Genomic DNA, 25,746 nt, shown 5'->3' with positions numbered 1-25,746 from the left:
CTAGGAGTTTAGCTTATAAATTGGTTTATCGGCAAAAGGCTTATTCTTAAGACTGCTGTAATTTTCAAAATAGTAAATAACAATAACAGAAATCAATACTCCTATAGCAGCACCAAAGTATGTATCAATAAAGAAATGCTGCATCATATAAACCCTCGAAAGTGTAACCATAAATGCCATTACAAAATAAAATACCTGAACGATTTTATTCTTAGCAAAATAAGCGAGTACTATAAACAAAGTAAACGCGCCGGAAGAGTGTCCGGAAGGAAAGCTATGAAGGGAATATATTTCTATATTTTCTATATAATATAAATCAGGAACATCCTTCAGATAAGCTTTAGGTCTTAATACATCACTAAAAATTGTACGCTTTAGGCTTTGAACAATAATAGTGCTGACTATTAATGAAACACTAGCAACTATTCCATAATAAATCTTTCTGAAGAAAAGGATTATAATAATGCAGATAGGAAGAATTCCTTCACCAAACATTGTTATAATCTGGAAAAATTCGTCAAGGAATGGTGTGTGAAACTGATTGACAAAAATCTCAATCGGACCTTTAAAAAAAAGGAATAAGAGAACAGCTCCTGTTATTAAATACAGTAGAAATAAATAAAAGAAATATCCCGTATTTTTCAATACGTTTAACAAAGCGCTGCTCTCAAAATATATGTATAAACTAATTTATTCTATTAGCAGAAAGGCTAATTCTCATCGTTCTCCTCTTCAATATCATCTTCCTCTGTGATGGGATGACCTTTCTTCAAATCTTCTCTTCCTCTAAGTTTCTTATCATCAACATTCTTATCAAGGAAGTCATTAACCTTGTCCAGATCAAAACTGGATACAATTTCTCCAAACGTATTCACTCTGATATCAAAACCATCGAGTTCTTTATTTACCTTTGGTTTTTCTCTTTTAGCTGCTTTTCTTTTAGCCATAGCTTTAAGCTTTTACATGTTCGCTGAGAACCTGCAAAGCTGAATCTATCCGACTAACTGTTTCTTTAACTCCTAACACCTCAATAATCTGCATCAAGTCAGGACCAGAACCTGCTCCTGTAATTGCCAATCTTAATGCCTGAAGCATTTTACCAATCTTGACTCCGTTTTTATCAAGCACTTGGTTGAGTAAATCTTTTGCTCGATCTGCGCTTACTTCAGATTCTTTTTTCAGTTCGTCTTTAAACTCAACAATGATGTTCACAGCCTCATTGGTCCACTTAGAATTAACCACTGCCGTGTCATAATGTTCAGGTTTATTGAAGAAGAAACGGCCTTCTTCCCAGAAGTCTTTAGGGAAGGTAACACGTTCTTTTAACAATTCGATGATTCTGGAGATTTTAGAAGCATCAAACTTTATCCCCTTAGCATTTAATTGTCCTGTAAGATAACCTGATAATTCTTCTGCAGTTTTTGCCTTAAGATACTGTTGATTGAACCATTTAGCTTTATTAATATCGAATTTGGTACCTGATTTTCCAATTCTTTCTGGACTAAATGCTTGAATCAATTCTTCCATGGAAAACAACTCCTGTTGGGTACCTGGGTTCCAACCTAAAAAAGCAAGGAAATTAACCACAGCTTCAGGTAAATAACCTTCCTCTCGGAACCCTATAATTTTTTCAGTCTTACCATCTTCAGGATTTGTAAACTCCCAATTTAAAGGGAAAATCGGAAACCCATGTTTCTCCGCATCTCTTTTACTAAGCTTTCCATTACCATCTGGTTTCAACAGAAGTGGAAGGTGCGCAAACTGAGGCATAGTTGATTCCCACCCTAAAAATTTATAAATAAGAACATGGGTAGGGGCACTTGGCAACCATTCTTCACCACGAATTACATGTGTAATACCCATTAAATGATCATCAACTATATTAGCCAGGTGGTAAGTAGGCATTCCATCGGACTTCATCAGAATCTTGTCATCCAGAGAAGAAGAGTGAACCATTACCCAACCTCTGATCATATCGTTAAGACGAATTTCTTCTTTTCGGGGAACTTTTAAACGAATTACATAAGGATCTCCGGAAGCCAGTCTCTTCTTCACTTCATCTTCAGGAAGAGTAAGTGAATTTTTCATTGTAGCTCTGGTTATCGCGTTATATTGAGGAGAAGCTACTTTCGCTGCTTTAAGTCTCTCACGCATTGCATCCAGCTCTTCAGACGTATCAAATGCATAATATGCATTGCCTTCCTCCACAAGCTTTAATGCATACTGCATGTATAAAGCCTTTCTTTCCGACTGACGATATGGTCCATTAGGTCCTCCCTCCCTTATTCCTTCATCAAGCTTGATTCCAATCCAATCCAAAGCCTCCAGAATATACTCTTCAGCACCTGGTACAAAGCGATTTTGATCAGTATCCTCTATTCGGAGTAACATTTTTCCATTATGCTTCTTGGCAAAAAGATAATTATACAATGCTGTTCTGACACCACCTATATGCAGTGCTCCCGTTGGGCTCGGAGCAAATCTCACTCTGACTTCTCTTTCCATATTCCTATATCCTCTTCGGTATTATTTTAACAAGTAAATTAAATTTAAGATTTCTCTTAGTTATTCTGTCACAGCGATGCAGGAAATCTCAACATTAGCGTCTTTTGGCAATCTGCTCACTTCAACCGTTTCTCTTGCCGGAGGCTCTGAACTAAAATATTCTCCATATACCTGATTGACAGCTACAAAATTATTCAAATCCTTTACGAAAATGGTAGTTTTTACCACATTAGAATAATTCAGGCCTGCGGTTTTTAAAATTTCTCCGAGATTTTTCATTACCCTGTGAGTTTCTTCCTGAATAGTTTTGTTATCCATAGCTCCTGTTTCAGGAATCAATGCAATTTGTCCGGAAATATACAAGGTATTGCCAGCTTTAACTGCCTGGCTGTATGGTCCTATCGGGGCAGGGGCTGATTGACTGTTTATTATTTTCTTGGCCATAATTTCTGAATTAGGGTCTAAAAATAGCTTAAAAAAGTTTTTTATCCGAAATAATGACCCTTTAGATAAAAAAAAAGGGAACTTTTATGTTCCCTTTTTCTAAAATTTTATTCAACTGTTACTGACTTAGCCAGATTTCTAGGCTGATCCACATTACAGCCACGCATCACAGCAATATGATAGGATAAAAGCTGGAGCGGAACCACAGATATGATAGGCATCAAAAACTCATGTGTTCCAGGCACTTCGATCACAAAATCTGCCATAGCCTCTATTTGTTTATCCCCTTCGGTAACAATAGCTATTACTTTTCCCTTTCTTGCTCTGACTTCCTGAATATTACTTACAATTTTTTCATAAGTCTGATCTTTTGTAGCTATAACCATTACAGGCATTTCTTCATCAATCAGGGCAATTGGACCATGTTTCATTTCAGCTGCAGGATAGCCTTCTGCATGGATATATGATATTTCTTTCAACTTGAGAGCTCCTTCCAAAGCAACAGGGAAATTAGCTCCTCTTCCAAGATAAAGGAAGTTCCTTGCATCCTTAAATATTGAGGAAATATATTTAATCTGCTCGTTAGTTTTCAGAGCTTTTTCGACTTTCACTGGAAGATTTTCCAAATCAACCAAAAGCTGATGAAACAGACTTTCTTTGATAGTCCCTCTTCGATGACCAACAATAATAGCCATCATTGTAAGCACTGTAACCTGAGCTGTAAACGCTTTTGTACTTGCAACCCCGATTTCAGGACCTGCATGCAGATACGCTCCCTCATGTGAGGCTCTCGCAATTGAAGAACCTACAACATTACAAACTCCAAATATAATCGCTCCTTTCGCCTTGGCTAGTTCAATAGCTGCCAGAGTATCTGCAGTTTCTCCACTTTGAGATATTGCAATTACAACATCCCCTTCTTTAATAATGGGATTTCTATATCTGAATTCAGATGCATATTCCACCTCAACAGGTATCCTGGCAAATTCTTCAAAAATATACTCCGCCACAAGCCCTGCATGCCATGATGTTCCACAGCCAAGAATGATGATTCTGTCAGCATTAACAAGTTTATTCAGATACTGCCTGATTCCTCCAAGTGCTAAATGAGCTTGTTCAGAAATGACCCTTCCTCTGAGACAATCCTTAATTGATTTTGGCTGCTCAAATATTTCCTTGAGCATAAAATGCTCATACCCCCCTTTTTCAATCTGATCTAGCTCAAGATCAAGTCTCTGTATATAAGGAGTAGTCTGAACATCTTCAATAGTCTTAATACTTAATCGTCCATCTTTAATTACTGCAATTTCAAGATCATTAAGATAGACAACCTCATTCGTATATTCAATGATAGGAGACGCATCAGATGCTATGAAAAATTCACCTTGGCCAAGGCCAATTACCAATGGGCTTCCTTTTCTTGCTGCGATCAGTTGATTCGGATCGTCTTTAGAAATAATAACAATAGCATAAGCCCCCACTACTTTTGTAAGAGCAAGCCTTACCGCTTCTTCAAGAGAACATTGATTGTTATCTCTGATATCCTCTATGAAATGGATAAAAACCTCTGAATCCGTCTCACTTAAAAACACATGTCCCCTTTGTTCCAGATCCAATTTAAGCGAGGCATAATTTTCAATGATTCCATTATGGATGATAGCAAGTTCTCTTTTACCGGAAAAGTGCGGGTGAGCATTCACATCATTAGGAACCCCATGAGTAGCCCAACGTGTGTGACCTATTCCTATATTACTATCAACTTTCTGATCTTTTAGGTATTCTTCAAGCTCGCTTACTTTACCTTTCTTCTTATAAACATTCAGGTTACCGTTTAAAAGGGCTATTCCAGCACTATCATATCCTCTGTATTCAAGTCGCTTAAGACCTTTTATTAAAATCGGTGTAGCTTCTTTATTTCCAACGTAAGCAACAATTCCACACATCTTTCTTTCAATGGGGGGTTAAATTAACAGATCAGTTTTTATTCTAACTTGATTTTACTTTACGATCGTATAATATATGTTCAATTTTATTCGATCAGCTTCTATTGAAGGGTCATTTTTCAAAACCGACCTGTCAAGACTATAAAAATTCAGTGGCCCGCCTTCAACTGTTCCATCATTATATTTTAAAATAGTCTCCGAAGCACCCACTAAAAATGGTCTCAATACAATTTTTTTATCTGCCACTGCCTGCAGATATGATCCAATGGAAAATTTATAAAGCTTATTCACGTAATCAAAATAAGAATTGGCAGGATTTTCTGTTCCATATTGGTACACACCATTTGCCTGAACAGCTGCTGAAATATTGTTAAGTTTTAACATCTTTCCATTTTCACCTGTCTGATATAAATTCATACGAGGTATAGGATAACCAAAAGAATTGGTTTGGTCAGTTTTTATTACAATTTCAGCTTTATTAATAATGATTTGCTCTCCTTCTTTCATTTCCGTCAGAAAACTTTCCAATCCAGGGAAAGAAAGCTTTGTCATTACACCTGTCCCTGCCTGTGCATAAGACAAGTTTCCGGTAATTGCAGCCCCATAACTTTGGTTGCCCAATCCTGCAATCGGCGTTCCCGATCGGTCAGCTTCTATTGTATAAAATTTTGGATTATTATAAGTGAAGTTTAAAGTTACCGAGGAGTAAGTCTGATCATTATGATAATAAATCCTTATTCCGCTAAATGTAGTCGAACCGGGAGCCAAATAAAATCGCCTAACTACAGCATCCTTATTTTCTGCAACTAAAGCAACTCCTTTGCAGTAGTTCAACAAAGCAGCATCTGAAGTAATTCCATTTTCAATAATCCCTTTTGCAAATTGTTCATCTAAAAGCCTGACAGTATATGACGAAGGCACTGATTTATTAGCAGGGAAGTTAAATGTTGCCAGTTTTTTACCTAAATCATAAGGAATTTCAGGAGATGTAGCTTTATAAACAGCAGCAGAGTCCAATGTTCCGCTCAACTGATATACAGAAATAGTCTGGTCTACCCGACTGGCACTAGTAGTATCTCCAAAATAACCACTTGGAAGCAACGAAAATACAGCACTATCAAATACTGGATTGTTACCAAAGCCGAAACTTCCTGCCCTATTATATCTTAATTGCCCAAAAGTTTTGGCAGTTATTCTTCCAAAAACAGGATCTTTTGACTGTCCGACCAGGCCATATACGTTAGTCAGTACGGAAGTATTTGAACTATTTACCGTAACTATTTTAGAGGTAACTATTGAATCATTAACTAAAACCGTGCTGGTCTGGGCAATTAAAGAATCATTAAACTTTAAATCTGTCTGTAAATCAGGAGGCTGTAAGCTATACCCTATCCTTGACGGCTCTTTTTTACAGGAAAAAATAATAAGGGCTGCAAGTAAAAACAGCAGCCCTGATTTTTTAGTTAATAAGTTCATTATAAAAATTATAGTAGCTTTCAAAATTGTCATCTTCCTCCAGGACATTAATTTTCTTTTCTTTTTCGAAGCTGTTAAAAAGTTTATTCAAACTTTCGCTATAGGATTCTTCAGCCTTTAAAACTGCGTCAGCATACTCAATTCCCATTTTCACAAAACCTTCAAAATCAGCAGATTTTAAATGAGAAAGCATTTTATCCTCAATATCAAGCATTTTAACTTTTTCCAGCAAGTCTTTATCAAACTTATAATTAAACGAATTATTATAAATTGTAAATACAGACTTAGTAGCTTTAAAAACGGGATCTTGTTTGTATCTTGTTTTAAGGTAAAGAGGGATTAAACTTGTCATCCAATCATTGCAGTGGATTATGTCAGGTGACCAGCCAAGTTTTTTTACAGTTTCGAGAACGCCTTTACAAAAGAAAATTGCTCTTTCGTCATTATCCGGATAGAATTTATTTTCTTTATCAACGAAGACATGTTTTCTTTGAAAATAATCCTCATTATCAATAAAATAAACCTGAAGTTTTGCATTAGGGATTGAGGCAACTTTGATAATCAGTGGTTTCTCTTCATCGCCGACTGCGATGTTGATTCCGGACAACCTTACAACCTCATGCAATCTGTTTTTTCGTTCATTGATCACTCCAAATCTAGGAATTAAAATCCTAATTTCCATCCCCTTTTCCTGCATTGCTTGTGGCAGCTTCCGAACAAAATCCGCTACCTCAGTTACCTGTAAGAATGGATTTATTTCGGCTGCAACATAAAGAATTCGAAGTCTAGACATATTTTGCGAGAGATTTGGTTAAAATCAAACTAAATAGTTTACGGGCCCACGAAATTACAAAATTTTTTCTCAATTTTCAAGGAATTTATAGTATTAACTGCTTATTTTGCCCAATTTTATTTTGTTTATATCGTGATATGGAAATAATTAAGGAACCTTCTGAACTACTTAAATATATTAAAAGAAGAAAACCGGAATATAAAAGTATCGGTTTTGTACCTACCATGGGTGCACTTCACCAGGGGCATATCTCTTTAATAGAATGCTCCAAAAGGGAAAATGATTTTACCATTTGCAGCATATTCGTCAATCCAATTCAGTTTAATAACGCACAAGACTTCATTTTATATCCAAAAAATTTGGAAGAAGATTTTAAAATGCTGGAAAATGCCGGATGTGACCTTCTATTTATGCCTTCTGCTGAATCAATGTATATTGAGGAGCCAAGGATAAAAATTGACTTTGGTTCTCTAGAACTTGTTATGGAAGGGAAATTCAGGCCAGGGCATTTTAATGGAGTTGCAATAGTTGTCGCAAAATTATTTCATATTGTACAACCTGACATTAGTTATTTTGGACAGAAAGATTTGCAGCAATATTTAATTATAAAGCAAATGGTGAAGGATCTTACTTTTCCTATAGAGCTCAAATCATGCCCGGTAATAAGGGAAAAAGACGGACTGGCAATGTCTTCAAGGAATCAGCGCTTGACGCCAAAAGGAAGAAACGTAGCTGCAAAGTTAAATGAATCGCTCCTGCTGGCTGCCAAACTGCTAGAAAACTCTTCTGTTGAAAATACGAAAGCCAAAGTCAGAGATTTTTACAAAAATATAAAAGAGATAAAACTAGAATATTTTGAAATTACTGATAGTGAAACTTTAATGCCTATAAAGGATGTTAAGGAGCACAAAGGAATTGCGATATGTGTTGCTGCATACGTTGATGGCGTTCGCCTTATAGACAATATCTTAATTTAAATTTACAATCAAAGTTACCATACCTCCTTTTTAGCGAAATGCAAATTCAAGTATTAAAATCAAAAATTCACAGAGTAAAGGTTACTCAGGCAGAGCTCCATTATGTAGGAAGTATTACCATAGATGAAGACCTGATGAATGCCTCTAATATAATTGAAAATGAAAAAGTTCAGATTGTAAATATTAATAATGGAGAACGCTTTGAAACCTATGTAATTACGGGCCCGAGAGGAAGTGGAGTGATTTGCCTGAACGGCCCTGCAGCCAGAAAAGTACAGGTTGGTGATATAATTATTATTATTTCGTATGCGGGAATGGACTTCGAAGATGCTAAAATCTGGAAGCCTACCGTTATATTCCCGGACCAGAACAATAAACTTATCTGATATTCATGTCTTCGCTTATTAAAAATATAATTAAGTACTCTTTAACACTGGCTTTAGCTGTTGCTCTCGTTTTTTATGTCCTGAGCACAGTCAACGTTACAGAAATGATCAACAAAGTGAAACAAGCAAAGCTTTCCTGGGTAATTCTTGGCGTCTCAATTAATCTTCTTAGTCACTTTTCAAGAGCCAGAAGATGGAACCTTCTTTTGGAGCCAATGGGATATAAACCCAAAACAAGCCGAACCTTTGTAGCTGTAATGGTCGGATATTTCGCCAATCTATTTCTTCCAAGAATGGGGGAAATCTCCAGATGCGCAGTATTAAAAAGAACAGATCATGTGCCTATTGACAAAGCTTTTGGCACAGTCGTAGCAGAGAGGGCTTTTGACTTCATTTGTCTAATCGTACTTATAGGCCTATCACTGATACTTGAATTTAACAGGCTAACGACTTTTTTTTCAGAAAAGGTATTTAATAAAACAACTCCTACAGCGGAAGCAGGTCTTATCTCAAACCCGTTTCTCTGGGGAAGTGGAATTTTGGGGCTATGCGCCATTTTTTTCGTAATTTTTCTAGAAAAAATTAAAAATTTAATTATTTATCAAAAAATACTGTCATTTATCAAAGGCGTACTTGAAGGGATTTTCAGCATCAGGAATTTAAAGAGAAAAAACGAGTTTATTTTTCATACAATCTTTATCTGGTTATGTTATTATTTTATGACATACCTGGTATTCTTTTCCTTAGAGGCTACATCCTCCCTCAGTCCAGCTGCTGGCTTAGTATTATTAGTTGTAGGAGGGCTTGGCATGTCAGCTCCTGTCCAGGGCGGTTTTGGTGCATTCCATGAATTTGTAAGCTCAGCACTGGAGGGATTTTATAATTTAAGCAAATTAGACGGATTAGCATTTGCTGTAGTAATACACACCTCCCAGACTTTAGCAGTAATTATAGTGGGAGGAGCTGCAGTAATAGCTGCCCTTTTTCTATCAAGAAAAACACAAATTGATGACCTCAGATAAAATACAAACCTGGGAAAGCATTATCCCAGAAGTAAAATCATGGAAGGAAAGTGGGGAAAAAGTAGTTTTTACTAATGGTTGCTTTGATATTCTTCACCTTGGCCATGCTGATTATTTAGAAAAATCCAGATCACTGGGAGACAGACTTATTGTTGGAGTAAATACGGATGCTTCAGTAAGAAAATTAAAAGGTCCGGAAAGACCTGTCAACCCCGAATATGCCAGAGCCCGCCTGCTTGCTGCATTGGAATTTGTGGATGCTGTCATTTTGTTCGATGAAGACACGCCTTTTGAGCTAATTAGTCATGTAATTCCTGACATTTTGGTCAAAGGAGACGATTATAAAATTGAGAATATTGTTGGTGCGGATATTGTTATAAAACATGGAGGTGAAGTCAAAACCATTAATTTAGTTGATGGCTTTTCTACCACCGGAATTATTGGAAAGATCAAAACTCATAACAAGTAAAAAATCCATAGTCAACAATGTTATATGTTATTGCTATTGTCACTATGCTGGCAAGCTGGCTGGTAAGTGCACGCCTTAAAAGTAAATTCAGTCAATATTCACAGATTCCTTTGCAATCTGGTGTGAGTGGTCAGGAAGCTGCCCTACAAATGCTGCGGGGAAACGGAATTAATGATGTAAAAATCATCTCAGTAGAAGGAGAACTTACTGACCATTACAACCCAGCTAACAAAACCGTAAATCTTAGCCATGATGTCTATTATGGTAGAAATGCGGCAGCCGTTGCCGTTGCTACCCATGAATGTGGACATGCTGTGCAACATGCTACTGCATACAGCATGCTAAAATTTAGATCTGCACTGGTTCCGGTTCAAAATGTCAGTGCCCGAATTCTCAACGTAATCATGCTTGTATTGGTCTTCGGCGGCGTTCTGGCAGGAGGAACAGGTGTTTTGCCCTATGTTTTACTTATCATAATTGGTTGCAATCTTGTACTAACACTTTTTGCGGTTATTACCCTTCCCGTAGAATTTGATGCAAGCAGAAGAGCACTAGCCTGGACAGAAAAATCTGGTATTGTTACCACCAGAGAACATGAAATGGCAAAAGATGCATTATGGTGGGCTGCAATGACTTATGTAGTAGCTGCAGCAGGAGCAATGGCACAGCTGTTATATTTCCTTAGTCTCTTCATGGGTAGGAGGAATGATTAAAACACAAAAAAGTACACTGTAACCAAATCAAAAAATTCCAAAAGCGATTCTCAGAAGAATCGCTTTTTTTTATTCAAACTTTAATCCAATTCTTTTAAATTCCGTTATTTAACGAAACTAACACCCTAACAAGAAAAAGTATGGATTTTCAGTTGACAGAAGAGCAAAAAGCAGTACAGCAAGCAGCAAGAGATTTTGCCCAAACAGAGCTTTTACCTGGCGTAATAGAACGTGATGAACATCAGAAATTCCCTGCAGAACAAATAAAAAAACTGGCAGAACTAGGCTTTATGGGCATGATGGTAGATCCAAAATATGGCGGCAGCGGTATGGATACGATTTCTTATGTTCTGGCAATGGAAGAAATTTCTAAAATAGATGCATCTGTTTCCGTATGTATGTCAGTTAATAATTCTCTTGTTTGCTGGGGTTTAGAAAAGTTTGGAACAGAAGCTCAAAAGCAAAAATACCTCATTCCTCTTGCTAAAGGAGAAATCATAGGTGCATTTTGTCTTTCAGAGCCAGAAGCAGGATCAGATGCTACATCTCAAAGGACTACAGCAGAGGATATGGGTGACTATTACCTTTTAAACGGCACTAAAAACTGGATAACAAATGGCAACACCGCCTCTGTTTATATAGTCATTGCTCAGACTGACAAAGAAAAAGGACACAAAGGAATCAACGCTTTGATTGTAGAAAAAGGGATGCCAGGATTTGAGGTTGGAAAAAAAGAAAACAAATTGGGAATCAGAGGTTCTGACACACACTCTCTGATGTTTAATAATGTAAAAATTCCAAAAGAGAACAGGATAGGTGAAAACGGATTCGGCTTCAACTTCGCAATGAAAACCCTAAATGGAGGAAGGATCGGAATAGCATCCCAGGCATTAGGTATTGCATCTGGCGCATTGGAATTTTCATTGAAATATGCACAGGAAAGAAAATCCTTTGGCAAGGAAATTTTTCAACATCAGGCCATTCAGTTTAAGCTCGCTGAAATGGCTACCAAAATAGATGCCGCAAGAATGCTCTGCTTTAAGGCTGCCTATCTGAAAGATCAAGGTAAAGATTATACCAAAGCAGCGGCAATGGCAAAACTTTATGCTTCAGAAGTTGCTATGTATGCAACAGTAGAAGCTGTTCAAATCCATGGAGGATATGGTTTTGTTAAAGAATTTCACGTGGAAAGACTTATGAGAGATGCAAAAATCACCCAGATTTATGAAGGGACCTCAGAAATTCAGAAAATTGTAATATCCAGAGATTTATTGAAAAATTAATATTTTAACTATTTTTTTTAATTTTTCAATATTGATAAAATATTATTCAACATTAATTATTGAGAAAATTATTTGATATTCTTTTTTTTATATATTAGATTTGTACAAATTTGAAAAAATAAGGAATTATATTTTTTTCATATTTTTTTACAAATAAAAACAGGAATCAGGTAATGGAAGATTATAACAAAATCATCGAATCCCTGGGTGTTCGATTTATAAAATCGAAGAATATTAAAATTCTTCAATCTCTAACAGTTGAAAACTTTTATGATGTAGGTAATACGATCTACCTGCTTCATAAAGGAGAAATCTCTTTTGGAGATGAGAAACAAAAAGTTAATGAGGGTGACCTTCTATTTATACCTGGAGGAAGGCTGACTTCTGTAACCTACGGAAAGTTCAACCCTATGAAGTTGACTAATGAAGATTTGCTGAATAACAGAGACAAATTCTTCAGTTCATTAACAGACAAAAGTATCATTGGACAAGATGAAGATTCTTTCAGTTATATCACTTTTGAAGCAAAGGTATTTGATTCGGTTAACTTTTTTGCCTCCCTTGATATTCCTGCATTTATCATCAGCAACCAGCCAAAACTTGCTGAATATATCATTGAGACCATCAAAGAGGATCTTTCAAATAATCCAGGTAAAGAAAGGGTAATAAAGCTAAATACTGAACGTGTTGTAGTTGAAATCATCAGATACATTCTGGAGAAAAGATTATTTGTGGAGCAACTTGCAACAAATAGTACATACTTCAAAGACCCTCGTCTTATCGATATTTTTGCATTTATTAAGAAACATCTTGGAGGAGATCTGTCAAATAAAGTACTGGCTAATGTGGCAAACGTTTCGGAAGATTATGTAGGCCAATACTTCAAAATGCTTACAGGGATTAACCCTCAGGATTATATCGAATATCAGAGAATGGAGATGGCAGTAAACCTGCTTAGGACTTCTAAAAAGAGTATTCGTGAAATAGGAAGAGAAGTAGGATACAAAGACACCGCTTACTTCTGCAGAAGGTTCAAGATGATGTTTGGAATACCAGCGGGAAAAATGAGAAGAAGAGAGTCTCTTATGAACATATAAAAATAAAAAGTCGCTTGTTGAACAAGCGACTTTTTATTTTATGCAATTTTTGTTCTAATGATTTTTTTCTTGTGAAGCATTCAGCTCTCTTTTCATTGCAGCTATCTTACCAATTAGTCCTGGATTCTTTTCGATAGCATTACCTACAACTATTACATCAGCTCCTGCTTTCATTATCTTAACTGCAGTTTCTGCATCTCTTATCCCCCCTCCCACAATTAAAGGCAGATTTACATTCTGGACCACCTGCTCTACCATCTCTCCACTTATCGACCTTAAGGCTCCACTACCACCTTCCAGGTATATCAGCTTTAAACCAAGCATCTCGCCTGCAATAGCTGTACAAGCAGCTATTTCCGGCTTATCATACGGTATCGGAGTAGTATTACTGATATAAGAAACTGTTGTAGGCTTTCCGCAATCAACCAGCATATATCCTGTAGATATAACTTCCAAACCAGACCTTTTAAGTAAAGGCGCTGCTACCACATGTTGCCCTATGAGATATTCAGGATTTCTCCCTGAAATCAGGCTTAACAACAATATGGCATCAGCATTGGGATAAATCTGAAGGTTACTTCCCGGAAATATTGCAACAGGAATTGAACTTTGATTTTTTATAATGCTAATGGTCCTCTCCATATCACCACTAGTCATAAGACTTCCACCAATGAAAAAATAATCTACACCTTCTTCCTCTGCGGATCTGACAATACTCAGACATTTTTGATCATCAATTTTGTCCGGATCCAAAAGAACTGCAAATGATTTTAACCCTTTTTTTTTCTTTTCTATTAAGTCTTGATACAAAAAACTCATTTTTTAATTTCTATACCTTTAAGATAAGCGTTTAGCTTCTCTTTTACGATGGACATGAGGAAAAGCAATATCTGATCTTTAATCATTCTTACAATTTCAGACTCTTTTCCAGGCTCTCTGAGGACCACCTCTGTAACGCCATTTCCAGATTGCCTTATCACTTTTGGCTTTCTGGATGAAAAAATTCCTCTGGTTACAAGGTACGCTACTGCAAATGCACCTCCGACCAAAAGAAGCCCCATTCCGATTTTTTTTGCCTCAGTTGCCATAGAAGAAATTTTTTTATCCATTTCCTCTTTGTGAAAATCTGTTTCCTTAAGCAAAATCTCCCTTTGCCTATGGACATCCTCTAAAATATATTGTGGACTCTTCATGGATTACTTTTTGGTGAGAATATGTAACAATAAATCCCGGATCTTCCGGTGTAAAAAGCCTTTAGTAATATTGGATGCGAGTATTATTACCACAAGAAAAAAGAAAACAGTCATGACCACATACCCCATATAACTGCTATCAAGCAAGTAATTCAAATAACTTCCAAGCGCTAGACTAAAAAATAACAGCATCATTAAAAACATAAATGCAAGCAAAAAAAGAATTGAGAGTGAAGCAACTATATTAGATGCTTTCTCCATCATTTCCAGCTTAAAAAGCTGTATACGTTTATCAACGTATCCTTTTATATTATCAAACAATCCTTCCAACTTGAGAAATTTTAAAAAGGCATTTTCCATGAATTGACAAAAATATCCGTTAGTAAGTTAATAACTTTTCTGTAAAACTTATGTTAAAAAAAAGAATCAACAATTTGTAACGGAGGCATTCCTGGAAGTACGTTTAATCTGTTTTTCCCATTTATTACAAAATTTAAAGTTACCCCATAAGTTGGGGTAATAATATTAAGCTTGTCATTTGCCCCTGCATTTGCAGATGGGTAATAGTTAGTATCTCTTAAAGCAAAAAGCCCGATATATATACCTTTTATTGCTTCAAAGTAAACATCGATCCTTAAAACAGTTTTATTGATAAATCTCTTTCTAAATATGGAATATTCATCTCCCCCAATTTCTCTTATCTTAAAAGCTCTATAAGAAGCCATAAAACCAAGCTGCCTCTCTTTAACCTTTATAGATTTATGAAGCCCCCCAAGCAATGCAATCATTCCCAGGTCATTTACAGGTGCATTTATATGTTTTCTATACTCCAGAGTTGCTAATTTTATAAAGTCAATATTTTTAATTTTTCCTTGATGCTCAACATTAAATCCAGTATACGACAATCCATTTACCTGACTTCTTGCTAATTTCTGACTTAATCCACCCGACCATTTTTCAGAAATCTGAAATTGAACACCTATACCTAAATCCACTGAATTTAATTTATTAAAAGGAGAAAAATCTCTGATATAGAATCCCTCCTGATAACTTCCACTACTCTCAATATAAATATAAGTCCCTGATTGAAAATAGCAATTACCTGAAATGGAGGCTCTGAATGTATTAGGATGATAGAATTTTGAAACACCCTGTGCCCCAACCTCTGTGCTTATATAAATGAAAAAAATAATTATTAGGTACCGCATATTCAAAGATAAAACAAAAGACCCTCATTTTTTATTGTGAAAAAATGAGGGTCCCGAAAATTTATTTTACAAATATTAATTAGAGTCAGAGTCATTATCTGAATCTGAATCAGAAATTTTTAAAGATTTTCTCTTATGTCTTAACACTTTAGCCTTTACATAGAATATAATTTCCTCAGCAATATTTGTCACATAATCTCCTACTCTTTCCATCTTTCTGATAATGGTAAGAAAATAAATTGCTTGCATAACCTTCTCAGGATCACTCTGATTTTTAAGATAATCAGTCATGATCTGATTTGCATTAAGATTTATTTCATCCATTAGCTCATCTTTGGAGAATAAAGTTCTCGCCAGCTTGGTATTATCTGTTTCAAAAGATTCACTAAGAATCGAAAGCATTTCAAGTGCTGTGTCTGTCATCTCTTTGAATCTTATCTTTTCTATAAGATCCGCATCATAAGAATTTTCACACTTGGTAACGTACTGAGCTATTCCCTTGGCGTTATCACCTATTCTCTCAAGATCTGACACCATTTTAAGTGATGCCACAACAAATCTTAAATCAATTGCAACAGGATTAAACAGAGCAAGGATATGTTCTCCTTTTGCATCTATTTTAAGTTCACTACCATTTACCCGCTTCTCGTTTTTGATTACTTCTTTGGCAAGATCTTTATCAAAACTATAAAAAGATGAAATAGCCTTGTCAAGCTGACCTCTCACAAGATAGGTCATATCTATAAGTTCGCTTTTTAATTCGCCGAGTTCGGTTTCTAATAGATTCATTGTTGCTCTTTTGGTTGTATATAACGTTAAAAATTAATTTTTGATTAACCAAAACGTCCTGTTATGTAATTCTGTGTTCTTTCTTTCTTAGGGTTTGTAAACAGAGTTCTGGTATCATCATATTCTATAAGGTCTCCCATATAAAAGAAGGCAGTCTTGTCACTGGTTCTGGAAGCCTGCTGCATATTATGAGTTACTATAAGAATAGTATAATTAGCTTTTAAGCTGTAAATCAATTCCTCTATTTTTATTGAAGATATCGGATCAAGAGCAGAAGCAGGCTCATCCATCAATAAAACAGACGGCTCTACAGCAAGGGCTCTTGCTATGCACAGTCTCTGTTGCTGTCCTCCTGAAAGTGCCAAAGCAGATTTTTTGAGTTTATCCTTTACTTCATCCCAAAGTGCTGCACCTCTTAAAGAGGATTCTACTTTTTCTTCAATGAGAGCGTTATCCTTAACCCCATTAACCCTGAGGCCATAAGCAACATTTTCGAAAATAGATTTTGGGAACGGATTAGGCTTTTGAAACACCATACCTACGGTCTTTCTCAACTCATTCACATTGATTTTGGGGTGATAAATATCAACTCCCTCTATCATAATCTCCCCTTCAACGCGGGCATTCTCAATCAGGTCGTTCATCCTGTTGAAACATCTGAGGAACGTGGACTTTCCGCATCCGGAAGGGCCGATCAACGCTGTTACGGTATTTTTCTTGATGGAAAGAGTAACCCCTTTCAATACATGGTCAGAACCGTAGTAAACGTGGACGTTCTTGGCTTCAATTTTCATGATTTATATTCCAAAGAAATTCTTTCAAACAATAATTTTACCACTTTACTTTTTTCTGCCATTTATGTCTTATATAAACGGCAATTCCATTCATAATAAATGTTATACTCAATAAAATGATAATGGCTGCTGCTGCATTCTCAGAAAACTCTTTCTGTGGTCTGCTCACCCAGTTAAATATTTGTATGGGCAGTACAGTAAATGAATCCATAACACTTTCAGGAACGAAAGGCACAAAAGTAAGAGCTCCGATTACTATCAGAGGAGCTGTTTCTCCAATTGCACGGGAAAGAGAAAGAATTACCCCTGTGAAAATTCCTGATACTGCTGCCGGCAGTACCTGATACCAGATGGTTTGCCATTTGGATGCCCCAAGAGCATAAGATCCCTCTCTGATGGAATATGGAACAGCTTTTAAGGCCTCTCTGGTAGATACGATTATAATTGGCAAAATTAATAAAGACAAGGTCAATGCACCAGTAAGAACGCTCTCCCCAAGTTTCAAAGCACGAGCAAAGAGCTCTAAACCAAGCAGACCATAGATAATAGAGGGTACACCTGCCAGGTTTGCTATATTAATTTCTATAATGTTTGAAAGCCTGCTTCTTTTATTATACTCTTCAAGGTACAAACCTGCTGATATTCCAACAGGAAAGGCTATAACAGCAGTAAGAACCATAATCCAGAGCGTGCCTACCCATGCAGTATAAATACCTGCTCTGGCGGCTCTTCTACTTGGAAGGCCCATAATAAAATCCCAATCCAGACGACTTAATCCTCTGTATAAAACATCACCTAATAATAACATTAATACTACAACTCCAATGAGTGTGCAGAAAAGGCCAAAGTATTTGAATGCCTGATCCTGGTATTCATATACTCTTGTATTGCTAAAATACTTAAGCCTTTTTTTAATCTTACCTTTTCCCTTTTTGCCCATTTCCTATCTGTGATGTTTCTGAAATTTTTTCTTAAGCCAAAAGCTTATATTATTTAATATAAGTGTAACAACAAATAAGGTCATACCGACAGCAAAAATGGTCCTATACTCCACACTATCATGAGGTACATCTCCCAGACTCACCTGTACGATATAGGTAGTCATGGTTTCGATAGGAACAGTAGGGTCAAATGTAAGACGAGGTTGCTGACCAGCAGCAATGGCTACAATCATTGTTTCTCCAATTGCTCTGGAAATAGCCAATATGATAGAAACCGAGATCCCTGAAAATGCGGAAGGAACAATAACCTTCCAGGAAGTTTGAAACTTAGTAGCTCCGAGAGCAAAAGAGCCTTCTCTTAAAGATTTAGGCACAGCATAAAGTGCATCTTCACTTAAAGATGATACCAGAGGTAAAATCATGATTCCCATTACGATACCGGGCGATAAAGCATTAAAGCCTGCAAGTGTGGGAATTACCTTCTGAAACATTGGAGTAACAAATACCAGAGCGAAGTAACCATAAACTACAGTGGGTACTGCAGCAAGAATCTCCAGCATTGGCTTTACGAGATTTCTGACTGTTTTGTGTGAATATTCGCTAAGATAAACAGCTATTGTAAGTCCCAGAGGAACTGCTACAATAGTTGCAATTAGTGTGGTAAGCAACGTTCCTGATAGCAGTGGAAGAATTCCAAATCTCTGATTGCTGAAAAGAGGAGTCCATTCTGTGTCTGTTAAAAACTCAATCAGACTAACTTCTTTGAAAAACCCAATGGTTTCAAAAATTAAAACTCCTATAATGCCTACAGTCGTGAATATTGTTAGCAGACTGCAGGCCAACAAGAGTTTTTCAATAATTGTTTCTCTAAGTTTCATTATAAATAATTAAGAAGTTCTGATTATTTCAGAACTTCTTCAAGTTTTACTCCAACTGTTGATTCCTTATTAAGGAATACTGAACCTGTCTTTTTCTCTTTGAATCTCTTCTTTACCAATTCGTAGACTTCTTTGCTCAAAGGAATATATTTTGCATCCGGCACCAGTTCTACAGCATTGTCTATGTAAAAGTGTACAAAGCTATCCAAAGAAGAATTTGACTCTGCATTATTTTTATTTACATAAATAAACAAAGGTCTAGACAGAGGTTGATAAGTACCATTCATTACAGTTTCATCAGATGCAAGTATCGGCCCTTTTCCGTTCTCGTCATTCTTATCATCTATAGGAATAAGCTTTAGTTTCTCTTTATTCTCTGTAAAATAAGCGAGACCGAAATATCCTAATGCAAATTTATCAGTAGATATACCCTGTACGAGAACATTGTCATCTTCACTGGCAGTATAATCGCCTCTGCTGGCTTTAGTCTTTCCAATTATTGCCTCTGTAAAATAATCAAATGTTCCGGACTCATGACCAGCTCCAAAAAGATGAATTTCTTCATTTGGCCAGTTTGGTCTGATCTGATTCCATTTCACTATTTTGCCCTGGGCTTCGGGTTCCCAGATTTTCTTCAGTTCTTCAACGGTGAGATAGTCAACCCAGTTATTCTGAGGATTTACAACAACTGCCAACCCATCATAGGCGATTGGTAATTCAATATACTCAATCTTGGCTGCTTTACAGGCGCTGTCTTCAGATTTTTTAATCGGCCTTGAAGCTTCTGCTATATCAATTTCTGAACGTACAAACTTCTTAAATCCTCCGCCAGTTCCTGAGACTCCGATTGTTACTTTCACTTTAGGATTTTCAACCCTAAATTCCTCTGCTGAAGCTTCTGTAATAGGATAAACAGTGCTAGACCCATCGATCTCGACCGTACCGGTAAGTTTTTCCGAAGCTTCTTCAGAATTTTTTTTAGGACCACATCCCCAAAAAGATGCAGCAATTACCGAAAATATAACGGCGCCGCTAAAAATGATTTTTCTCATAATTGATAGCAAATTAGGCAAATTTAAATATTCGAATGTTAAGAAATTGTTAAGCTTTTTTAATCCAGAAGTTGTCATAATTTATTTCCTCATTGTAAAGTCTTTACAAAAATGATGTGGATAAATTAAAGATTATTCTAATAATTGAACTGTAATTGAAGTCTCAAAAGATTTCCTTTTTGATGATTGTTTGGCTTTTTTGAATCTTCGAACGTGCGGTCTGACATCATGTAAGCTATAGTAAACTCCAAAGCTGAATTAATTTGATATTCAACCCCGAATTCAAGTTCTTTAGCAACATAACTTCTTGCATCCTGCTCAATTTTTTTTCCTCCGTTATAATATTGGGCTCTTAGATAAGGTATAAAAACCATTTTTCTAACCTTTTGCAGGAACATTACCTGAGCATATCCTCCGTCAAGAGGTCTTCTCTTTACTGAAAAAACACCATTATCATTTGTGAATCTAGGTCCCATGCCCCAGTTGTACTCCACCTGAAAACCTATTGGCTGAGGATAAACGACTATGTATCCGTCGATTCTCTGTTCTTGAATATTGGTAGGTGACACGACATCCACATTTTTAATTTCTTTTGTATTAAAATATCCTGTAAAGCCACTTACTCCTGCTTCAATGTATTGGCCGGAACTAAGCTTGAAAGGATAAGAAGCTTTAGCTATAACGTGCTGGGCATTTCCATACTCCAACCTGTTCGTTGTCTGACCGTTAAAGAATCCGCCCCCCAATACTCCATAATCCCCAGATCCTTTTAGCCCAGAAGAAACAAGATACTTGTACCTTTCTTTTATCTTTGGAGGGGTAAAGTAAAATAATACCGCCATATCCCGCTCGTTGTACATACCACTATTAATCGCATCAGAACGATCAAAAGCTATCCGGTTTTGACTTGACTGCACATTATCAAATCCAAAAGGAACTTTACTCAGACCAACTCTGGCTCTTAAAGATTTAGACTCGTTAAGAAATATATCAGCATAAAGGTCTCTAAGTTGAAGGAAATTCATTCCATTTACAGAAGATGCGGAACCGTTAATTAAGGAATTGGTAGCAAGGTCCGTCTGGATATACATATAAACTCTAGGATGAATATCACCATAAAATGTAAGACGAGCTCTTCTGAAAAACAACCCTCCTCCATCACCAATAGACCTATCACATTGATCACACTTTAGCTGGCCATTGGTCTCGAGCAACCTATTATAACGTATTTGGGTATATCCTCTTAATGAAAATGTCTCATACCATTTTTTCTTGGTTTCTTTTACTTCAACAGACTTTTCTTGTTTGTAAGCGGATGAATCAGACGCGTTTTGACTGAATAATACAAATGGTGTAAATAAGAGAATAAAAAATAGGGCACTTAACTTCTTGTTCATAATTTTTGGTGGCTAATAAAATCGAGAACAAATTTTGAAATAATAATTGACCTTAACCACCCTCTAACACAGTGTTAACTCAAGCTTAACACTGGCATTACAATTACATAATATATAATTAACAATTTCTTAACATTGAATTTATCATCACTAACTTTCAATCAATTACAACTTCTCAAAAAATCCCTGTACCAAAGTCCTGATTCTTTAATAGTTCGTTTCTGAGTATCAAAGTCAACATGAACAATACCAAATCTGGGATGAAAACCTTCAGCCCATTCAAAATTATCTGTAAGTGTCCAGATAAAATAACCTTCGACGTTTACCCCTTCTTTCTTTGCTCTCAGCACTTGTCTTATATTATCCTGAATGAATTTAAGCCTTTGAGAATCCCGAACCTTCCCATCAAAAATAACATCATTAAAAGCAGCTCCATTTTCAGTCACCATCAATCTCTTGATATTCGGATATGCCTGAAATTTCTTAAGCATGTGGTAAATCGCTTCCGGGTAAACCTCCCATTTCATCAATGTATAGGGTACTTTTCTTTCCTTTGCCCCTACAATACTTGCCTGTAAATAGGGAGTCCACCAAGAGTATTTAACAATTTCCCTTGTATAGTTCTGTATCCCGATGAAATCAAAATCGAAAGGCATATTATTTTCATCATCAGCTTTAATGAACTTTTCTACATTGAGCAAAGGTTTTCTAAGTTCTTTTGGATAACCCAGGCCAAGTATTGGCTCTACATAGAGGCGGTTCAACAAAGCATCTACACGAATGGCTGCTTGTACATCTTTGTCCCTTTCTGATACAGGCTCTATGTAAGAACATGAAAATGTAGTACCAATCTCAGCATCTTTAACTAACTCCCTCAGCCTTCTGCCTCCTTCTCCCATAGCTAGAACTGCATGATGCATTGCCGGAACAAAATTTTTCATTCCTCTTCTACCAGGTGCATGAATACCAAGGAAATAGCCTGCACCAGTGAAAACCATTGGTTCATTTAATACCATCCATTTTTTTACCCTATCCCCGAAATGCTTTGCACATAATTCAGCATAGTCACCAAACCAATAAAGGATGTCTCTGTTTGTCCATCCACCCATCAATTCCAGTTCATGAGGAAGATCCCAATGGTATAAAGTTACCCATGGTTCAATTCCCTGAGAAAGGCAACAATCAATTAGTCTGTCGTAGTAATCGATTCCTTTCCTGTTCACATAAAAATGACCAGAGGGAAGTATTCTGGGCCACGACAATGAAAATCTGAAGTTGGGAATATTTAATAATTTCAGCAAACTTATGTCCTCGCTGTAGCGATTGTAAAAGTCGCAAGCAGTGTTACCCGTATGTTCATTAAGGACATTACCTTTTTTATTGGTAAATATATCCCATATTGAGTGGCCCTTGCCTTCTGCATCATGGGCACCTTCAATCTGATATGCAGAAACAGCAACACCCCAGCAAAACTCTTCCCCAAAATCTCTTCTTTCCAAAATTTATCCAACAGATCTATTTTAAACTAATGGCATTCTCCAATACCTTATCAATAATGTTTTCTGTAATATCAGGATATTCCACTTTGACTCCACGCTGTTTACCAACCCAATGAACTATTGTTTCCAGGTGTTTTTTCTTTAATGATTTAATAACTGGAATTCCCATTGACATAAGCGCCGCAGCATTATAGTGCTGTTCATACTGATTTTTCATTGGAATTACCATCAGTTTCTTACCCAGGTACAATGCCTCGGCAGGAGTTTCAAAACCAGCGCCACAAAGAACGCCTTCAGACGAAGCAATACTTTTGACAAATGCTTCATTATTGATAGGTTTGATGTTCAGATTTTTTTCTTTCCATGGCTTTTTGGAATGTTTAGAAAACACTTCCCATTTTACATCTTTCACCTTCGAAAGCACTTTAATCAACCGTTCGTCATTATAAGCAGGAAGATATACTGTATAGTGCCCGTTATTGCAAGGATCAATTTCTCTTACTTCCTTTCTGATCACCGGAGTGAAAATATTCTCGTCAAAAGCTTCAAAATGAAATCCATAATGATGAGTGGCGGGGGCATATTTTTTAAGGATAAAACTTCCCAGATGGTCTGTATGATCAGGTTTAGGAACCTTAGGAGAAAGGACTGCAGATTGATGGCTAAGCGCTATGCATGGTCTCCTTTTCAGATGACAAGCCCAGGCACTCACAGGTTCAAAATCATTAATTACTATATCGTATTTTTCAATAGGAATTTCCCGGAGCTCGGAAAAAAACTTCTTACTATTATTCTTTAAATAAGTATTTATAAGATCTACCCCCCCAGATTTTCCGAATATAAAACTCAAACCCTGATATTTATATTTAACTGGATAGGGCAACATTACATCTGCTTGAATGCCACTTACCAGGATGTCTAGATCACCTCGGCTTTGTAATATAGGGATAATATCGCGGGCACGACTTAAATGGCCATTTCCGGTTCCCTGAATAGCATATAATATTTTCATACAGGTATTAGAAAACGTCTTTTTATCTTGCTGCCTTTCAGAGCAAAATAAAGGATAGTAACACGGTACTGTAATACAACAGATTGTAGTCTTATGTATAATTCAAATAGTGTTTTCATATGTTTAAATTATAACCGCTTATTGTTTTTTTTCTTATCTCAATTTCTGCTTTCAAATGGATAATGTCCATATCAAATAAATCCGTTCCTTCTTCTTCCTCTTCTTCAGCGATGTCCTCAGCAAGGCTATAATCCGCATAGTGAATGATATTCCAGTTCCCTTCAAAATCTTCTACTAATGCACTGAGGCTTTCCACCCAATCACCTGAATTCATATAGATTGTTCCATTAATATTTTTTATAGCCGGCTGATGAATATGTCCGCAAATAATGCCATCACATTTTTTAATTTTAGCAAGACAAATGATTTCATTTTCAAACTCAGAGATATAGGAGACTGCTTTCTTTACCTTCCCCTTAACTGCCTGAGATAAGGAATAGTATGGCAAGCCTCTTTTCATGCGATAGCTATTATAGCGCTGATTGAGCCATAACAGAAAGGTATAACCAATATCGCCAAGCTTAGCAATCCACTTAAGGTTAGTAGTTACTGAATCAAAAACATCACCATGAACAACATAAAATCTTTTATCACCGGAAGTGATGATGTAATCTTTTTGAACAGAGATATTACCAAATCTGAAAGGGATAATGTTATCCAGAAAGTCGTCATGATTTCCCCTGAGGTATATGACTTTTGTGTCATACTTTTCGATAGCTCTAAGTATCCTTTTAAAGAATTTGGTATGATGTTTTTTCCATGCTCCAAACTTTTTCAGTTGCCATCCATCAATAATATCACCGTTGAGAATGAGTTCATCACAGGAATTATATTTTAGAAAAGAGGTAACCTCTTTAGCCTTGGACCCTGAAGTTCCAAGGTGTATATCCGAAATTACGATGGTTCTGTAATGCATAACCACTGTTGTTTATTTGAATAACAATAAGGACAAGGAAAAGCATGTTAAGAAAAGACTATAATATCATTAAGTTTGGGTAAACTCTATTCACTGCTCTCAAACTTGTAGCCAATACCCTTAATGGTGTTAATGTAATTTTCGCCAATTTTCTCTCTTATCTTCCTGATATGGACATCAATTGTTCTGGAGACTACAAAAATGTCATCTCCCCAGATTTTCTTAAGCAGATCATCTCTGTTAAAAACTTTATTGGGGTGAGAACACAGAAAGAAAAGAAGCTCAAACTCTTTTTTAGTCAGTGCAACCTTCTCATTGTTTTTCAGGACTGTATAACTTTCTTTATTGATTGTTATGTCTTTAAATGAAACAATTTTCCCACTTTTTTCTTCTATTAATCCCCTTTTGAAAATTGCTGAAATCCTACTTAATAGCGCTCTAGGCTTGATAGGTTTTGTAATAAAATCATTACCACCTACTTCAAAAGCAGCAACTTCAGAATATTCTTCCGAGCGGGCTGTTAAGAAAATAATGTGCGTGTTCTCTGTACCCTCCATAGCCCTGATTTGTCTGCATGTCTCAATTCCATCAATTGTGGGCATCATTATATCTAATAAGATCATGTCAGGAGCAAAGGATTTAACACAATTTATCGCATCCTTACCATTGCTGGCAGATTTAGTCAGATAGCCTTCTTTCCTGAGGTTGTAATCCAATATTTCGACAATGGCGGGCTCATCGTCTACTATAAGTATTTTGTATTTTTTGCTTTCGTTCATGCCTCTTTTCTGGATGGCATGGTAAAAATAAATACAGGATGTTCCCTTAATATTACTGAAGTATTAAGGAATTGTTAACTGGTCTCTTTTGTGTTTATTTATGAGCCAATTCATTCAGCT

Annotated in this window: 28 protein-coding genes; 7 read left to right on the top strand and 21 right to left on the bottom strand. The window is 36.4% G+C overall.

Annotated features, from left to right (window positions below; all coding sequences use genetic code 11):
• The 7 genes from MYP_RS09810 to MYP_RS09780 form a co-directional block, all read right to left on the bottom strand.
• Positions 1-645 carry a phosphatase PAP2 family protein gene (locus MYP_RS09810; RefSeq protein WP_045462222.1) on the bottom strand — a complete coding sequence of 215 codons (645 nt, stop codon included), beginning with the start codon at positions 643-645 and terminating at the stop codon, positions 1-3.
• A 65-nt stretch (positions 646-710) separates the two neighbouring features.
• Positions 711-947, bottom strand: coding sequence for a hypothetical protein (locus MYP_RS09805; RefSeq protein ID WP_045462219.1), 237 nt, complete (start codon positions 945-947; stop codon positions 711-713).
• A 4-nt stretch (positions 948-951) separates the two neighbouring features.
• The gene (gltX, locus tag MYP_RS09800) at positions 952-2,505 is read right to left on the bottom strand and encodes a glutamate--tRNA ligase (protein ID WP_045462216.1); all 1,554 of its coding nucleotides are present in this window, start codon (positions 2,503-2,505) and stop codon (positions 952-954) included.
• A 60-nt stretch (positions 2,506-2,565) separates the two neighbouring features.
• Positions 2,566-2,949, bottom strand: coding sequence for a RidA family protein (locus MYP_RS09795; protein WP_045462213.1), 384 nt, complete (start codon positions 2,947-2,949; stop codon positions 2,566-2,568).
• Positions 2,950-3,056: 107 nt separating this feature from the next.
• Positions 3,057-4,892 carry a glutamine--fructose-6-phosphate transaminase (isomerizing) gene (glmS, locus tag MYP_RS09790; protein ID WP_045462211.1) on the bottom strand — a complete coding sequence of 612 codons (1,836 nt, stop codon included), beginning with the start codon at positions 4,890-4,892 and terminating at the stop codon, positions 3,057-3,059.
• Positions 4,893-4,946: 54 nt separating this feature from the next.
• The gene (locus tag MYP_RS09785) at positions 4,947-6,368 is read right to left on the bottom strand and encodes a DUF4270 family protein (RefSeq protein ID WP_045462208.1); all 1,422 of its coding nucleotides are present in this window, start codon (positions 6,366-6,368) and stop codon (positions 4,947-4,949) included.
• Positions 6,352-7,161, bottom strand: a complete 810-nt coding sequence (locus MYP_RS09780; RefSeq protein WP_045462205.1) for a glycogen/starch synthase — start codon at positions 7,159-7,161, stop codon at positions 6,352-6,354. Before MYP_RS09780 ends, MYP_RS09785 begins: the two co-directional genes overlap by 17 nt.
• Before the next feature lie 137 nt (positions 7,162-7,298).
• Between MYP_RS09780 and panC the strand changes: the two genes are divergently transcribed.
• The 7 genes from panC to MYP_RS09745 all read left to right on the top strand — a co-directional run bounded on the left by panC (position 7,299) and on the right by MYP_RS09745 (position 13,108).
• Complete coding sequence (gene panC / locus MYP_RS09775; protein ID WP_045462202.1) at positions 7,299-8,138, top strand: pantoate--beta-alanine ligase; 840 nt, start codon at positions 7,299-7,301, stop codon at positions 8,136-8,138.
• A gap of 38 nt (positions 8,139-8,176) precedes the next feature.
• Positions 8,177-8,524, top strand: a complete 348-nt coding sequence (panD, locus tag MYP_RS09770) for an aspartate 1-decarboxylase (RefSeq protein WP_045462199.1) — start codon at positions 8,177-8,179, stop codon at positions 8,522-8,524.
• 5 nt (positions 8,525-8,529) lie between these two features.
• Entirely contained in the window at positions 8,530-9,546 is a 1,017-nt protein-coding gene (locus tag MYP_RS09765; RefSeq protein WP_045462196.1) for a lysylphosphatidylglycerol synthase transmembrane domain-containing protein, read from the top strand.
• Positions 9,533-10,015 (top strand): D-glycero-beta-D-manno-heptose 1-phosphate adenylyltransferase, encoded by a 483-nt coding sequence (gene rfaE2 / locus MYP_RS09760; RefSeq protein ID WP_045462193.1) that lies wholly within the window; start codon positions 9,533-9,535, stop codon positions 10,013-10,015. The genes MYP_RS09765 and rfaE2 overlap by 14 nt, the downstream gene beginning before the upstream one ends.
• 17 nt (positions 10,016-10,032) lie before the next feature.
• Positions 10,033-10,728, top strand: a complete 696-nt coding sequence (locus MYP_RS09755) for a zinc metallopeptidase (protein WP_045462190.1) — start codon at positions 10,033-10,035, stop codon at positions 10,726-10,728.
• A 140-nt stretch (positions 10,729-10,868) separates the two neighbouring features.
• Complete coding sequence (locus MYP_RS09750; protein WP_045462187.1) at positions 10,869-12,011, top strand: acyl-CoA dehydrogenase; 1,143 nt, start codon at positions 10,869-10,871, stop codon at positions 12,009-12,011.
• A gap of 173 nt (positions 12,012-12,184) precedes the next feature.
• Positions 12,185-13,108 (top strand): AraC family transcriptional regulator, encoded by a 924-nt coding sequence (locus tag MYP_RS09745; protein WP_045462184.1) that lies wholly within the window; start codon positions 12,185-12,187, stop codon positions 13,106-13,108.
• A 54-nt stretch (positions 13,109-13,162) separates the two neighbouring features.
• On the opposite strand, the gene MYP_RS09740 is transcribed toward MYP_RS09745, so the two are convergent.
• The 14 genes from MYP_RS09740 to MYP_RS09675 form a co-directional block, all read right to left on the bottom strand.
• Complete coding sequence (locus tag MYP_RS09740) at positions 13,163-13,927, bottom strand: geranylgeranylglyceryl/heptaprenylglyceryl phosphate synthase (protein WP_045462181.1); 765 nt, start codon at positions 13,925-13,927, stop codon at positions 13,163-13,165.
• Positions 13,924-14,217 (bottom strand): hypothetical protein, encoded by a 294-nt coding sequence (locus MYP_RS09735; RefSeq protein WP_156140464.1) that lies wholly within the window; start codon positions 14,215-14,217, stop codon positions 13,924-13,926. The genes MYP_RS09740 and MYP_RS09735 overlap by 4 nt, the downstream gene beginning before the upstream one ends.
• A gap of 87 nt (positions 14,218-14,304) precedes the next feature.
• Positions 14,305-14,631, bottom strand: a complete 327-nt coding sequence (locus MYP_RS09730) for a phage holin family protein (RefSeq protein ID WP_197060047.1) — start codon at positions 14,629-14,631, stop codon at positions 14,305-14,307.
• Positions 14,632-14,714: 83 nt separating this feature from the next.
• Complete coding sequence (locus MYP_RS09725) at positions 14,715-15,509, bottom strand: hypothetical protein (RefSeq protein ID WP_045462172.1); 795 nt, start codon at positions 15,507-15,509, stop codon at positions 14,715-14,717.
• A gap of 75 nt (positions 15,510-15,584) precedes the next feature.
• Positions 15,585-16,298, bottom strand: coding sequence for a phosphate signaling complex protein PhoU (phoU, locus tag MYP_RS09720; RefSeq protein ID WP_045462169.1), 714 nt, complete (start codon positions 16,296-16,298; stop codon positions 15,585-15,587).
• A gap of 44 nt (positions 16,299-16,342) precedes the next feature.
• Positions 16,343-17,092: a phosphate ABC transporter ATP-binding protein PstB gene (gene pstB / locus MYP_RS09715; protein WP_045462166.1), complete on the bottom strand. Its 750-nt coding sequence runs from the start codon at positions 17,090-17,092 to the stop codon at positions 16,343-16,345.
• A gap of 37 nt (positions 17,093-17,129) precedes the next feature.
• Complete coding sequence (gene pstA / locus MYP_RS09710) at positions 17,130-18,032, bottom strand: phosphate ABC transporter permease PstA (RefSeq protein ID WP_081990463.1); 903 nt, start codon at positions 18,030-18,032, stop codon at positions 17,130-17,132.
• Positions 18,033-18,035: 3 nt separating this feature from the next.
• A complete protein-coding gene (gene pstC / locus MYP_RS09705; protein WP_045462164.1) occupies positions 18,036-18,911 on the bottom strand; it encodes a phosphate ABC transporter permease subunit PstC in 876 nt (291 codons plus the stop codon).
• Positions 18,912-18,934: 23 nt separating this feature from the next.
• Positions 18,935-19,963 carry a PstS family phosphate ABC transporter substrate-binding protein gene (locus tag MYP_RS09700; protein ID WP_045462599.1) on the bottom strand — a complete coding sequence of 343 codons (1,029 nt, stop codon included), beginning with the start codon at positions 19,961-19,963 and terminating at the stop codon, positions 18,935-18,937.
• 137 nt (positions 19,964-20,100) lie between these two features.
• Complete coding sequence (locus MYP_RS09695; protein WP_045462161.1) at positions 20,101-21,360, bottom strand: porin; 1,260 nt, start codon at positions 21,358-21,360, stop codon at positions 20,101-20,103.
• Positions 21,361-21,521: 161 nt separating this feature from the next.
• Positions 21,522-22,859 (bottom strand): GH1 family beta-glucosidase, encoded by a 1,338-nt coding sequence (locus MYP_RS09690; RefSeq protein ID WP_081990462.1) that lies wholly within the window; start codon positions 22,857-22,859, stop codon positions 21,522-21,524.
• Positions 22,860-22,875: 16 nt separating this feature from the next.
• Entirely contained in the window at positions 22,876-23,871 is a 996-nt protein-coding gene (locus MYP_RS09685; protein ID WP_045462155.1) for a glycosyltransferase family protein, read from the bottom strand.
• A gap of 115 nt (positions 23,872-23,986) precedes the next feature.
• A complete protein-coding gene (locus tag MYP_RS09680; RefSeq protein WP_081990461.1) occupies positions 23,987-24,847 on the bottom strand; it encodes a UDP-2,3-diacylglucosamine diphosphatase in 861 nt (286 codons plus the stop codon).
• Between the two features lie 86 nt (positions 24,848-24,933).
• Positions 24,934-25,626, bottom strand: a complete 693-nt coding sequence (locus tag MYP_RS09675) for a response regulator transcription factor (protein ID WP_045462152.1) — start codon at positions 25,624-25,626, stop codon at positions 24,934-24,936.
• Between the last annotated feature and the right edge of the window lie 120 nt (positions 25,627-25,746).

Origin of the sequence: Sporocytophaga myxococcoides (genome assembly GCF_000775915.1) — a bacterium.
In the GTDB taxonomy this organism is placed as follows: Bacteria; Bacteroidota; Bacteroidia; order Cytophagales; family Cytophagaceae; genus Sporocytophaga; species Sporocytophaga myxococcoides_A.
The sequence above is the reverse complement of the archived record's forward strand: the minus strand, read 5'-3'. Positions and strand labels throughout refer to the sequence as shown.